Genomic DNA, 14,484 nt, shown 5'->3' on the forward strand with positions numbered 1-14,484 from the left:
CATATAACGAGTGCTAACAGCTAATAGCTAACGGCTAATGGCCTTAAATCCCACCGCACACCCCACGCACAACAGCACCAGCATTCCCCACAGTATAGTATATCCAAATGTTTCAGTGATCAGGGCGCCGCCTGCGGGCCCAACTATCTGGGCCACTGAAAATGCCAGGGCAAAGGCAGCCGCATATTTTCCACGGTTGTGTTCATTGGCCCGGCTCATGATCACCGTATTAATGAAAGGTAAGGCCAGCATTTCGCCCATGGTAATGAACAGCACTGCGCCTACCGCCATCAGCATAGGATGCATGCCTGGCATCACCAGTAGCAAATAGCCCAGGGCAGTGGCCACCACACCGGAGATGATATAGTACATGTTGGACTTACGCCCTTCCCAGTACTTTACCAATACCATTTCAAACAGCGCGATAATGATGCCGTTGAGGCCCAGCAGCATGCCGATAATGCGCTCGTCGATATGCAGCTCTTCTTTCCAGTAAACGGGCACCAGGCGAAACAACAGGTGAAAGAAGGTACAATAGAGGGCTACCAGTATTAAAAACCGTAAGAGGAATTTGTCTTTCCACGGAGAAGCAGCCTCCGTAACCGGCTGTGCCGTTTTTACCACCTTTGCCGCCGGTTTAGCCGGGGGCAGTAATACAACGATGAGGATCCCCACGAGGATGTATACCAGTCCTTCTGTCCAGAACAACAACTGGTAATTTACAGCAGCCAGTATACCGCCCAGTGAGCTGCCCAGGGCCCAGCCCAGGTTCATGGCCAGCCGGTTGAGTGAATAAGAGCGGGTAAGATTTTGTGGCGTGGCATATGCGGAAACAGCGGCCGCGTTGGCAGGTCTGAAAGCCTCTGCTACAAAGGCCAGTATTACCATCATCACGCATAGCAGGGTGAAGTTGTTGATCTGTCCCATGAGCAGGAACAAAATGCCTCCGGTAATGGAGCTGAAGATCTGCACGGCCCTGAAACTGATCCTGTCAATAAAGTAACCGCTGACAGAGGAGCCCAGCACGGCGCCGGCGCCAAACAGGGTGATGATCAATCCCGCATCGGCAATGCTGCGGTGCATACGCTGCGTAATATACATACTCATAAAGGGCACTACCATTGTACCTGCCCTGTTCACCAGCATTACAAGGCTCAGCAGCCAGGTTTCCCGGCTGAGGTCAGAGAAGGATGACCGGTATGTATGTGTAATTCTGAGTAGCATATGGCTGAATTTTACTACTCCAAATTTCCATACTTACTGGTACCCCTCTATAGTCCAGATTTAACAAGCCATGTAGGCCAGGTAACAGCTATTTTACCCTTGGCAGGCCGATAATGAAGGTGGCGCCGTTATTCACTTCGCTCACGGCGGTAATAAAGCCATTGTGCTGTTCCATGATCTTTTTGCAGATAGACAGTCCGATACCGGAACCTTCTATTTCATGATAGCTGTGCAGGCGTTTGAACACGATAAAGATATCTTCCAGGTATTTGCTTTCAAACCCGATACCATTGTCCTTTACATAGATATTATAGAAGCTGATATCCCCGTTGCCATTCACCAATTCTTTGGGGGGCGCTTCCTGCTTTGCATAAATATGCACCTGGGGGATGCCGTCTTTCTTTCGGAACTTGATGGCGTTGCCGATCAGGTTATAGAACACCTGCTGCATCAGCGTAGGAATGGCGTACACGGCAGGCAGCGGGTCTATCATTACCTGCGTGTTGGTTTGCTGTATCTGGTGGTCCAGCTCCTTCACCGCTTCCTGCACAATACCGTTCAGGTTCACTTCCACAAAATCGCCTTTGCTGACGGAGTGGCGGGAAAAGCGCAGCAGGTCGTTCACCAGCTGCTGCATCCGTTCCGTTGCATTGGTGATCTTGAGGATATGCTTGCTGATTTCATCCGTTTGCGGTTTCTTCTGCAGGATGAGGTCACTGAACATACGGATCTTACGCAGGGGCTCCTGCAGGTCGTGCGAGGCGATGTAGGCAAAGCGGTCCAGCTCTTCGTTGGCCGCTTTCAGCTGCATGTTGTTCTGCAGCAGCTGGCTGTTCAGCTCCCGCACCCGTAGCTCGGAGGCCTGGCGTTCTTCTATCTCGCGCTCCAGGGACAGCGTTTTGCGGTACAGCTCTACAAACAGTCCCACTTTTACCCGTAACAGTTCAGGGTTAACGGGCTTGTACAGAAAATCAACGGCGCCGGCTTTATAGCCCTTGAACATATCTTCTTCGCCATGACTGAAAGCGGTGATAAAGATAATGGGAATGTTCTTCAGCTTTTCGCGCTGGTAGATCATGGAAGCGGTTTCAAAGCCATTCATATCCGGCATCTGTACATCCATCAGGATAAGAGAAAAATCGGTTTCCCCGAGCAGTATTTTTAATGCTGCTCTTCCGGAACTGGCTTTGACGGTAGTATAGTTCTCGCGTTCCAGTATAGTGGATATGGAAAGTAGATTATCCTGCCGGTCGTCTACTACCAATATTTTGATTTGATCTTTTTCGTGCACACCGTCAGTTTTAAAATAACTATTCTTAGCAGATCATCTGTATAGCCAGATACGCATCAGCGATAGCAGTTGATCAATTTTCACAGGCTTAGTAATATAATCCGATGCGCCGGCTTCCAGGCACTTCTCCCGGTCGCCCTTCATCGCTTTTGCTGTCACCGCGATTATGGGAAGTGCACTGTTCTTGTGCTCCCGGCGTATTTTCTGCATTGTTTCATAGCCGTCCATTTCAGGCATCATAATGTCCATCAGCACAATATCTATCTGGTTGTTCTCTGTCATGATGTTGATCGCTTCCATACCACTTTCCGCGGTGATGGTATTGATCTGGTACCTTTCAAACGCGGTGGTCAGTGCAAACAGGTTTCTTACGTCATCATCCACCACCAGCACGTTCTTATGAAGCAATACGTCTTTCCTGGAGCGCAGGTCTTCGATGATCTTACGCTTCTCCTGCGGCAGCACCTGGTGGTTCAGATGCAACTGCATTACGGTTTCTTCCAGCAACAATTCAAGGGAGCTGCTACCCTTTGTCAGGATCTTATTCGTGTATTGCTTAAGTTTAGACTTCTCCATGTTGGAGAAATCCTTTGCCGAATAAACAATAACAGGGGTGCCATTATGCTTATTCAGGGTATAAATCGTAGAGATGAATTCTGTCCCTTCAATATCAGGTAGGGTGTAATCGGCAATAATGCAATCATACAAATTATTCCTGATTTGTTCAAGCGCTGATTTTCCATCCCCCATCACATCGATCCGGATGAGGTCGTCATTATCCAGTATACGGCTGATCTGGCTGGCGTCTGTTTCGTTATCTTCTACAACCAGCACTTTCTTCTGCCTGCGGTTGTTCTGTTCAAGAATGGCTTTGAACAGCTCGGTAAGCGCTTCGGTTTTCATGGGCTTCAGGTTGAAGCTGCGTGCCCCGCGCTGTAATGCCAGCTGGCGGTTTTCTTCACCGGATATCAGGTGAATGGGAATGTGCCGCAGGTTCACATCGTTCTTGAAAATGTCCAGCACCCGCCAACCGCTGGCGTCAGGCAGTTTCACATCCAGGGTTACGGCAATGGGGCTGTACTTATTGGTAAGGTCCAGCACTTCTCCGAAACTGGTGGCTACTACCACTTTCAGATCCATTTCGTGGGCTTTCTCCTGCATGATCTTGGCAAAGCGCACATCATCTTCCACGATGAGGATCACTTTGTCTCCCTCTGCTATATGTGTTCTGTCGTCGCCTGTTTCATTGATGATCTCGTTAAGGCCTTCCAGGTCTCTCGGTTCTACGGCACGTATAGTAGGAACCGAGCGGAGGGTCAATGTACTGTCACTTTCTTCCAGCTTATATTCTCCTGGCTTCAGCGTGCTCGGCTTTTCCTTGATGATGGTATCGGGGTTATAGCCCAGGGGCAGGAACAGCGTAAAGGTACTGCCTCTGCCCACTTCGCTTTCCAGTTCAATGGAACCACCCAGCAGGTCTGCCAGGCCACGGCTGATGGAAAGCCCCAGGCCTGTACCACCGTATTTGCGGCTGGTAGAACCTTCTGCCTGCTGGAAGGCTTCAAAGATGATGTTCTGCTTATCCCTGGAAATGCCAATACCCGTATCTTTTATCTCGAAGGCCACCACCCGTTCAGCGCTGTCAAGACTCGCGTTGGCGGTCTTCCAGTTATGCCGCGCCTCGTATATGCGCAGGCGTACCTCTCCCTTGTCAGTGAATTTAAACGCGTTGGAGAGCAGGTTCTTCAGTATCTGGTTCAGGCGCTGCACGTCTGTTTCCAGGCTTTGCGGCAGCTGCTCTTCTATAGAGATACCAAAGCGCAGGTTCTTGCTTTCTGATATATGCTTGAAGGTAGTTTCCACGAAGGAGATCACCTCGCTGAAACGTACGGTAATAAAATCAGTGGAGATATAACCGGATTCGATCTTGGAAAGGTCCAGTATGTCATTGATCAGCTGGATCAGATCATCACCGCAGCTATGAATGGTTTTCGCATATCGTACCTGCTTCTCCGTGAGGTTGCCTTCATGGTTCTCGTACAGCTGCTGCGCGAGGATCAGCAGGGAGTTAAGCGGCGTTCTGAGCTCATGCGACATATTAGCCAGGAACTCCGATTTATATTTAGAGGTCAGCTGCAGCTGTTCGGCTTTTTCTTCCAGTGATCTCCTGGCTTCTTCCACTTCCTTGTTCTTGCCTTCCACTTCTTCTTTCTGTTTCACCAGCAGGTGTGCTTTATCCTGCAGCTCTTCGTTGGTTCTGCGCAGCTCATCAGCCAGGGACTGCGACTGCTCCAGCAGTGCTTCTGTCCTGGAATTGGCTTCGATGGTGTTCAGTACGATACCGATACTTTCTGTAAGCTGGCTCAGGAAGTCCAGGTGGGTTTGGTTAAAACTGTCAAAAGAAGCCAGCTCTATCACCGCCTTGATCTGCGTTTCAAACAATACCGGCAATACTACCAGGTTGTGTGGGGAGGCTTCTCCCAGTCCTGAGCTGATCTTGATATAATCGTTGGGCACATTGGTAAGCAGTATCTGTTTCTTTTCAACGGCACATTGTCCCACCAGTCCCTGGCCCAGGGCAAATTCCCTGGTCAGGCTTACGTCGTCGCCATAGGCGTATGCCGCAAATAGTTTCAGTTTGGGTTGAGACCATTCATCCTGCTGTTCCAGTATATAGAACATACCTTTCTGCGCATTCACTACCTGCGCCAGCTCAGAGAGAATACGGCGGGTTACCGTGTTCAGGTCTTTCTGACCCTGCAGCATCTGGGTGAAGGTAGCGAGGTTTGATTTCAGCCAGTCCTGTTCCTGGTTCAGCAGTGTGGTGGTTTTCAGGTTGGCGATCATCTGGTTGATGGTATCTTTCAGCTCTTCCACCTCTCCTTTAGCATCTACGCGGATCATCTGTGTAAGATCACCTTTGGTTACGGCGGATGCCACCGCAGAAATGGCGCGCACCTGTGTGGTCAGGTTTTCCGCCAGCTGGTTTACGTTCTCCGTGAGGTTCTTCCAGATACCGGAAGCGCCGGGCACACTGGCCTGTCCGCCCAGCCGTCCTTCAACGCCCACTTCACGCGCCACATTGGTTACCTGGTCGGCAAACACGGCCAGGGTATCGATCATTTCATTGATGGTTTCTGTCAGCTGTGCTACTTCACCACGGGACACGATAGACAGTTTCTGTTTCAGGTTACCGGTGGCCACGGCGGTTACAACCTTGGCAATACCGCGCACCTGGTTGGTAAGGTTGAAGGCCATCATGTTCACAGAGTCTGTAAGGTCTTTCCAGGTACCGCCTACGCCCTGCACCTCTGCCTGGCCGCCCAGCTTACCTTCCGTACCTACTTCACGCGCCACACGGGTTACCTCAAAGGCGAAGGAGTTGAGCTGGTCCACCATCGTGTTGATGGTGTTCTTCAGATCAAGGATCTCTCCTTTAACGTCGATGGTCACTTTTTTAGACAGGTCGCCGGAGGCCACGGCCTTTGTTACTTCCGCGATGTTGCGCACCTGGGAGGTCAGGTTACCGGTCATCGAGTTCACAGAGTCTGTGAGGTCTTTCCAGGTACCAGCTACGCCGGGCACAAATGCCTGTCCGCCCAGCTTACCGTCTGTACCTACTTCACGCGCCACGCGCGTCACTTCCGAAGCGAAGGCGCGCAGCTGGTCCACCATGGTGTTGATGGTATTCTTCAGTTTAAGGATCTCTCCTCTTACGTCTACTTCAATTTTACGGGAAAGGTCGCCATTGGCTACCGCGGTGGTTACCTCCGCGATGTTACGCACCTGGGAGGTGAGGTTGGAGGCCATGATGTTAACGGAATCGGTCAGGTCTTTCCATAGGCCTTTTACACCGGGCACATCTGCCTGGCCGCCCAGCTTACCTTCAGAACCCACCTCACGGGCTACACGAAATACTTCCGAACCGAATGCGTTGAGCTGGTCCACCATGGTATTAATGGTATTCTTCAGCTCGAGGATCTCGCCCTTAACATCCACGGTGATCTTGCGCGACAGGTCCCCTTTGGCCACTGCCGTGGTCACTTCCGCGATGTTACGCACCTGGGCCGTGAGGTTAGAGGCCATCTGGTTTACGGAGTCTGTCAGGTCTTTCCAGGTACCGCCTACGCCCTGTACTTTTGCCTGGCCGCCCAGCTTACCTTCTGTGCCTACTTCCAGCGCCACGCGGGTCACTTCCGAAGCAAAGGAGTTCAGCTGGTCCACCATGGTGTTGATGGTGTTCTTCAGTTCCAGGATCTCTCCGCGTACATCCACGGTGATCTTGCGCGAGAGGTCGCCCAGGGCCACCGCCGTGGTTACGTCTGCAATGTTACGCACCTGGGCCGTAAGATTACCGGCCATCTGGTTCACAGAATCGGTAAGATCTTTCCACACCCCACCTACGCCTTTTACCGTAGCCTGGCCGCCAAGCTTACCCTCCGTACCCACTTCACGCGCTACGCGCGTTACTTCTGAGGAGAAAGAGTTGAGCTGGTCCACCATCGTGTTGATGGTGTCTTTCAGTTCGAGTATTTCTCCTTTTACATCTACCGTGATCTTTTTGGAAAGGTCGCCCCTGGCCACCGCGGTAGTTACATCCGCGATGTTGCGCACCTGGGCGGTGAGGTTATCCGCCATCTGGTTTACAGAGTCTGTGAGATCTTTCCACACACCCGCCACATCTTTTACTTTTGCCTGGCCGCCCAGCTTACCTTCAGAACCTACTTCCAGGGCTACACGCGTTACCTCACGGGAGAAAAGGTTGAGTTGCTTCACCATGCCGTTCACCTCTTTGGCAATACGGGCAAACTCACCCTGCAGGATGTGATCTTCTATCTGCAGCGGCATCTCTTTTGAGAGGTCACCTTTTGCCACAGAGCTGATCACGTTTGCAATTTCAATGGTGGGGTGAACAAGGTCAGATATTAATGTATTGATAGAAAGCACGGCTTCATTCCATGAACCTTTTGCCGTACGCGGCATGGATACACGGTGATTGAGCTTTCCCATTTTACCGATGGTGTTGCGCGCCAAAAGCAGTTCTTCCACGAGCATTTCATTCAGGGTGATAATCTCATTCACCGTATCGCAGATCTTCCCGGTAAGCCCGAGATTATCTACCGGCATACGTGCACTGAAATTTCCGTTTTTCACTTCTGAAAGCACCTGTAAGAGCTGATGCGGATTCAGCTCATCGCTGGTTACTGTTGCTGCCGCCGGCGTGGACTCCGGTACTGCAGTTTTTTTTCTTGTAGCCATTCCCCGGATTTGTTAGATAATTGATATGCGTAAGTTAGCTCATCTTTACCTCACTTTAAAGTAATTTTCACCCTCAATTTAACGCCACTGCATTAAGTCTGCGCAATCTTTTCATAATGCTGTTCTTAGGAGCTGACTCTGCAGTAAAAAATTAGTCGTTAGTGATTAGTGAACGCATCGAAATTATATCTTCATTGCATTACACTAATCACTAACGACTAACCCCTAACGTCAGCAAGTTACTTACAGCCAGCAGCTCTTCCTAAACCACCCCTACCCTCAATGCCTTCAAACCACTTAGTCCCTGCAGGTCTTCCAGCTCCAGCTCTTCCAGGTCATTATGCAGTACGCCGCTTTCCTGCAGGTAGCGCATGTACGGCAGGTAATCATCCACATCCTTACTGCTGAAATAGATCAGGGCGATCTTTCCGGGTTGGGTAAGGCGCTCGTCGGAATTGCGGATATGTACCTTATCGATCCGTTTCTTGATCATCTGGTAGCGGATGTTGTAGGTGCCTTCCACATCAAAGCGCTTTTCATCTGCACGGAAGCAGATGTCTATGGTATGGTTATGGGCAAAGATCAGCTGTGTAGTATGCAGCTCGCGGGGCAGCTGCGGTATCAGTGAGCGGGTCAGCTTGGTAATAGCCGCCATGGAAGACAGCTGCCAGAGGCGGAGGTTCTTGAGATGGAAATGATCAAAGGGCCTGTCCGGCGCGATGGACTGGCCAATATAGATATCATACTCTATCCCGTCTGTTCTGAATTTTTCGAAATAACAGGGATAGGACTGTTGCAGTGTATGCTTTTCCGTTTCAAAGTAATCGTTGACGGCGCTGTTGATCATCTGCATGGCCGCTTCCAGTGCCTGGCGGTTCTCGTGGATAGCCCCGTTGCCGCTATGGATCAGTTCTATGTAGTTTTCGATGACCGGGCGGGTAGCCGGTTCCTGGTGGGCCAGGTGCCGCAGGTAGGGCACGGTCCCCTCTGTCAGGAAAAAGTTCAGGTTGGTCTCTTCCGTTGGGTTCAGCTGATCCTGGGCCAATACCTGCTGCCATTTCTTACAGTTGAAAATGGTTTCTTCCATTAAAGAAGAGCGGTGGTATTCCTGCAGGCCGTTTAGCATTTCAGACAGGAGGTTCAGGTGAACATCCAGGTCGGCTTTTACGGCGGTATTCCTTTCAATGGTGGAGTTCCTGATATCAATAGCGCCGTACAGCGGGTACACGTCGTTAAAGAGAATGCTTTCCACTTTTGCGGGCAGCTTCTTCTTTTGCTGTATCATGAAATGCCAGGCGGCCTCGTTGAATTTCCATTGTACCGCGGGCTGTATGGCGGTGTATTTTTCTTTTACGATGTTGTCTATCTCCAGGTTGAATTCATCGATATACACCTGGAGCAGCTGCGCAATAGGGCCCATCGCGGGTTCCAGCAGGGCCAGCGTTTTTTCGTCAAAGGTATCGTCGCCCCAGGTATGCACACCCAGCACGCCTACCAGCACATTGTTCTGCATTACCGGCATCAGGGCAAGTGATCTTACGCCGAGGTCCTGGAACTGTTTAAGGTAAGGGTCGTTGTCATATTCTTTCTCCGGTGCTTTGAAAATATCCTGTGAGAAAAAGAATTCCGGGTGTGCTGCATAGTACTTCGCTTCTTCGCTGAACTCCTTTGGCGTGAGGGTATTTTCTCCCCATACGGCAAACAGCACCCCGGTGCCTCCTTTGGCGAAGCCGTACACCGGTTCATTGTTCACTCTTACAAAGGGAAAAAGGTCGAATTCTATTTTATTGCTCCTCACCAGCGTTTTGAGTGAACGGATCACACTTTTCTGGCTTTCCCCGTCGTCATCGCTGCTGCGGCTGAGGCGTACCTGCAGGATGTTCTTCACCGCCATCTGCGGGGTAACATCCACCACCTTGAGCATGGCTATTCCCCGGAAGCGGAAGAGGTTCAGGGGCAGCATGGATTCCAGGATCTCATAGCTGGCGCCTGCACTGAGGTGGGTATAAAGCGCACTGCAATCCAGTTCAGGCAGCTCCCCGTTCACCGTTACATCTATGCAATCTGTATTGATGTCTACGCTGTAGTATTCCAGCAAACCGGTTTCCGAGTTGACGCCCGCATGCACAATGCCTGTTTTCACCGGCACTTCAAAATTATACAGCCTTTTCAGGATAAAGGAGTAGACCAGCTGCAGCCTTTCGCGGTGATAGTCTTCCGGGCTTTTTTCCGATACATAGTTTTCCTGTCCGCCTTTACGCCTTCCCAGCAGTTCATACATCAAATCGGTACCGTAAAAGATGATCGGTTTCCGGAAAGGAAAGCTGAGGCCCCAGGCCAGCTGCTTCTCCGGGTACAGCGCAGGTGTGAAACAGGCGTATAAAAGCTCCAGTAAAGGTTCGTATTCATGGATCTTATCAAGCGGGATATCCTGATCGTAAACGCCCCGCTCTTCGAATCGCTGCAGTACGTCCTTATGATATACACTTTTAATGGTCTTATCGGCGCCAGCCATTTTCCTGATGCGGTCTATCACTGGCTGGAAGGAAATCTCGGCATCGATGGGCAAAGCATACGCCCGGTTGCCGGAGACGTCAAATATGGAACTTTTCATGACGGGTTATTCTCTGTGGGGTAAAGGTAGGAAATTGGGGGGAGCAATTCACCTCACCTTCAACTTCTCCAGCATCGCCTCCGACACTTCATCCGATGCACTTCCGTACCCCGTTACCAGCACGCCTTTCACGCCGGTCTTTGATGCAATGGCATATACCGCTGCCTCATCTGCCGGGTCGGAATTACCTTCATACCGGTATACATCCACAATTGAAAAATCATCGAGGTGTATTTTCTCATCCCCGTGCGCCAGGTGATCACCAACAATGTTAAAGTCCACTGTAAATCCTTCTTTCCGCAATGCATCAATAGCATTGGTGACGGTGTCATAATGTACTTTACCCATAGCAAGCTGTTTTATCCAAAGATATGTTTTTTAGGCACTTATGCAAAGTGCGAAGCCTGCTCCATTGAGCAGGCTTCCGGTATATAACAGACAGTAAATGATCACTCACCTACGATCAGCAGCTTCTGCGTAAGGGTTTCCTTTCCTGTATTGATGCGCAACAGGTATAAACCACCGGGCAGATGGTTGACAGAGATATTAACCCGGCCAGCGTCCATATTGATCAGCTGATGGGCAACCGCTTCACCGCCCGCGGTGAGGACCGTTAAATATCCTGTTCCCCGCAAAGCATCGCCAAACTGGATAGTGGCGGTATTGGTGGCAGGCTGGGGAAATACCTTTACCTGTTTTGACAGCTGGTATTTCGCGTCTGCCTGCCCATGTATCAGCGTGTCGTTTATTTTATCCATTGTGCGTAAGGAGGATGCTGTATCACTGATGATGATGTCATCAAAATACGTTTTGAAATTACCGGTTTCAGCGCCATGGTCGTAAGCGATCATGATCCGGTCTATGGTTTTTCCGTTCAGCCAGTGGCCGATATTGCAGACGATTCTTTGCCAGGTATTGACGGTACCATGACCTGCGCCGGGATGCATGGAAGTACCGTTCTGGTCTACTGCTCCTATATCCCGCAGGGTACTGCCGTCTGTCATGAGCAGATCTACCGTGGCATAACGGGAAAGGCTGTTGGTAGGGAATGTCCGGAAGCTTAGCCTGGTGTCGGCATTCACGGGGATGTCCACATCAAACACCCGGAAGTAATAGTAAGAGCCACCCGTAGCGGCATTATCTGTACCGGATATACGAATGGAGGCATTGCCCAGGTGAGCGGTTTCCCCGCTTACTACCCCGCAGAGAGGATTGCTTACATTCCGCGGTATGGAACTGGGGTCAGCGCTGTTGGTCCAGGTAGGTACGGCATCATAATCTGTTTCCACACTGGTACGGAACCAGAGTGGCGCTGTTGAATACGGAATAGTGACATTGGCGGTAAGCGGCGCATCGCCCTTCAGTACTTTGGCCGCCTGACCGGTAAGCCGCAGGTAAAAGTCGCCGGAAAGGTATGTCCCATCTGCACTGCTGGTCAGGAAGTACTGGTTGTTGGGCACTGCAAAATAGCTGTCCGCCATTTTCATGATATTGGTAGCTTCATCATACTCATCAAACATGGCCACATAAGCCGTATTCATGCCCAGGCTTTTGATATTATACAGCTGCCGCCAGTAAAACGCGCCCTTGTTGCGGGGTATTTGGTTACGGTTACCGCCATTCCAGTTACTCCAGGAAAAACCGGAGAAGATCACCGGCTGATAATCGATGCCATTGGCATTACAATAGGCAAGATCGGGCTGCAGCTGGTTGTTTTTAAAATCATCTGCTTCCGCATTGTTGACAAAGCGGCCAACAGACCAGGGCGAGAGCATGTCAAAAGCATTGTACACCTGGCTGTAACCGCTATAAGAATCATTGGTTTCCGTACGCCAGTACGTAGGCACCCCACCGATCACGTAATAGCCTTTTGCCTTTAACCAGTTGATGATAGCCAGGCTGGCGGCGGGTGCGTTCAGGCGGTGGTTAAACCCGAAGCCCCAGATACAGATCACGGGCTTGCCATCCTGGTGGGCGTAGTAAGGGCTGTTTACCACCCTCAGGTCGTTTTCGATGTGCAGCCAGTCGTTCTTAAAAAAGGTAGTGTCGTCTGCCGCCATGTCATACATGATGTAGAAGATGCGCTGGTACTTCTCGGCAGCGCGGTGCAGGCGTACCGTGATGCTGTCGCGGCTGTCTTTAAACACACCATCGCGCGTCTCTCCTAAAAAGCGCTGAAGGGCCACGCCATCTATCCCCCACTGCTGCATCCATTTAAAATGCAGGTCGACCGTGGCAGCCGGATAGGAAGAGAACAAACGGGCCTGCCGGCCGTCATTGAGGTTCCCCAGGTTGGTTGGGAACATGACCCCGGAAGGATACTCCGTAATATCCGGGTAGGCTTCAAAAGTAACAGCCCCCGGTGCAGGACTGCCAGCAGGTGAGTTATAAGGCCCGGAGGACCAATGCCGCCAGCGGGCCACCGGCGAGCCATCACCATAGCAGTTAAACCAGCCCTGGTAACCGCAGATCACTTTACCGGTTACAGATTGTGCGGGCGGGGCCACCTGGGCATGTAAAAGAAAAGCACTGCCGCAGAACCGGACAGTGAACAATACAAAACGGGTTAATCTGTTCATAGGACGTGGAAGTTTAATGAGCCTGTAAGATAACATGAACAGCTCAACAGAAGAACTAATAAAGCACTAATTTCGCCATTACTACCAAACAAAATACCAGTGATAGCACCGCTGATGGCCCATATCGGAAAGTTTTGCCAGCTGCCCCCTGAAAGATCAGGCATCATCGCCCCCTTCTTTGAACACCGGGTTTATAAAAAGAAGGCCTCCTTACTGGACGAAGGCCAGCGCTGCTATGAGAAATTCTTCATCCTTAAAGGCTGTGTACACATTTGCTACCTGAAGCAGAACGGGGTGGAGCAAACCATCGACTTTGCCCTCGAGAACTGGTGGATTTCAGATTTCATGGCCTTCCCCAACGGCGCACCGGCGCAGTTTTCCATCCGCGCAGTAGAAAATACAGAAGTACTATGTATCTCTGCAGACAGTCAGCGGGCGCTGCTGAACGAAGTGCCTGAAATGCATGCATATTTCCACCTGGTATTCCAGAAAGCCTATGCTGCCTCCCAGGTTAGAATGAAGCTGCTGTACGAGCTTCCGAAGGAAGAATTGTATCGTCATTTTCACCAGCATTTTCCCGGCTTTATCCAACGCGTTCCCCAATACCTGCTGGCCTCTTTTCTCGGCTTTACCCCCGAATACCTGAGCGAAATACGGAGGAAATATCTTTCTTAAACCAGTTTAAGCGACAGGACCCTATTTCGATGCAACTTGCAGCGTAAATAAAATCATATAATCATGGTCAAGTCAATTAAACATCGCCTGGACGTCTGGAAAGAAGAACCCTTGTACTGGGATATGATAGGGGGAATAGATAAACGCCTGGCAGCTTCTACCGTACCCCGCAGCCTGCTGGAACTGATCAAGATCCGCACTTCACAGGTTAATAAATGTGTCTATTGTATCGCATACCACACACAGGACGCCCTGCAACGTGGTGAAACACCTAACAGGATCTTTGCCCTTGCCGCCTGGCATGAAAGCCCGCTTTTCAGCGACAGTGAGAAAGCTGCGTTGCAGGTGGCCGATGAGATCACGCATATTTCCGTGCATGGTGTGGAAGATGCAGCATATGAAAAGCTGAAGGCACATTTCAACACCAGGGAAATAGCAGATATTATTGTATGTGCCTGTTATATTAATTTCCTGAACCGCGTAGGTATTTCAACGAAAACAATACCGGTTTAACGGCGCACCGGCTGTTTTTTCCCGTTTGTCACGAAATATACAGGATACCAGCCAGTTTGTGTGGATAGGGCTCTATGAACCTTCAGAAGCATTACTTGAACGGGTACAAAAGGAGTTCTGCCTGCATGACCTGGCGGTGGAAGATGCCCACAAGGCACACCAGCGACCCAAGATAGCGCTGTATGGCGATTCCCTGTTTATAGTGATGCGCACCGCTCAAATAAACAGGGAACGTTCCATTGAATCTGGAGAAACGCCATGGTGGCCGGCTTCTATGGCATGAACTTTAAATTTATGCCGGAGCTGGAATGGCACTGGGGTTACCCGCT

General features: G+C 50.6%; 9 protein-coding genes. 3 read left to right on the plus strand and 6 right to left on the minus strand.

Annotation, left to right across the window (positions count from 1 at the left end; all coding sequences use genetic code 11):
- Positions 1-27 precede the first annotated feature (27 nt).
- From Q0577_RS02120 to Q0577_RS02145, 6 genes are all read right to left on the minus strand, one after another.
- Positions 28-1,224, minus strand: a complete 1,197-nt coding sequence (locus Q0577_RS02120; RefSeq protein ID WP_298732337.1) for an MFS transporter — start codon at positions 1,222-1,224, stop codon at positions 28-30.
- Positions 1,225-1,312: 88 nt separating this feature from the next.
- Positions 1,313-2,515, minus strand: a complete 1,203-nt coding sequence (locus Q0577_RS02125) for a response regulator (RefSeq protein WP_298732339.1) — start codon at positions 2,513-2,515, stop codon at positions 1,313-1,315.
- A gap of 33 nt (positions 2,516-2,548) precedes the next feature.
- Positions 2,549-7,774 carry a HAMP domain-containing protein gene (locus tag Q0577_RS02130; RefSeq protein WP_298732341.1) on the minus strand — a complete coding sequence of 1,742 codons (5,226 nt, stop codon included), beginning with the start codon at positions 7,772-7,774 and terminating at the stop codon, positions 2,549-2,551.
- A 262-nt stretch (positions 7,775-8,036) separates the two neighbouring features.
- Positions 8,037-10,388, minus strand: a complete 2,352-nt coding sequence (locus Q0577_RS02135) for a GAF domain-containing protein (RefSeq protein WP_298732343.1) — start codon at positions 10,386-10,388, stop codon at positions 8,037-8,039.
- 48 nt (positions 10,389-10,436) lie between these two features.
- Positions 10,437-10,736, minus strand: a complete 300-nt coding sequence (locus Q0577_RS02140) for a hypothetical protein (protein WP_298732345.1) — start codon at positions 10,734-10,736, stop codon at positions 10,437-10,439.
- Positions 10,737-10,837: 101 nt separating this feature from the next.
- Entirely contained in the window at positions 10,838-12,967 is a 2,130-nt protein-coding gene (locus Q0577_RS02145; RefSeq protein WP_298732347.1) for a T9SS type A sorting domain-containing protein, read from the minus strand.
- Positions 12,968-13,066: 99 nt separating this feature from the next.
- On the opposite strand from Q0577_RS02145, the gene Q0577_RS02150 reads away from it, so the two are divergent.
- From Q0577_RS02150 to Q0577_RS02160, 3 genes are all read left to right on the plus strand, one after another.
- On the plus strand, positions 13,067-13,642 hold the full coding sequence (locus tag Q0577_RS02150; protein WP_298732349.1) for a Crp/Fnr family transcriptional regulator: 576 nt from the start codon (positions 13,067-13,069) through the stop codon (positions 13,640-13,642).
- Between the two features lie 63 nt (positions 13,643-13,705).
- Positions 13,706-14,155 (plus strand): carboxymuconolactone decarboxylase family protein, encoded by a 450-nt coding sequence (locus tag Q0577_RS02155; protein WP_298732350.1) that lies wholly within the window; start codon positions 13,706-13,708, stop codon positions 14,153-14,155.
- A 25-nt stretch (positions 14,156-14,180) separates the two neighbouring features.
- A complete protein-coding gene (locus tag Q0577_RS02160) occupies positions 14,181-14,438 on the plus strand; it encodes a CorA family divalent cation transporter (protein WP_298732351.1) in 258 nt (85 codons plus the stop codon).
- The last annotated feature ends 46 nt before the right edge of the window (positions 14,439-14,484 follow it).

This window comes from uncultured Chitinophaga sp. (assembly GCF_937898475.1).
Taxonomy (GTDB): domain Bacteria; phylum Bacteroidota; class Bacteroidia; order Chitinophagales; family Chitinophagaceae; genus Chitinophaga.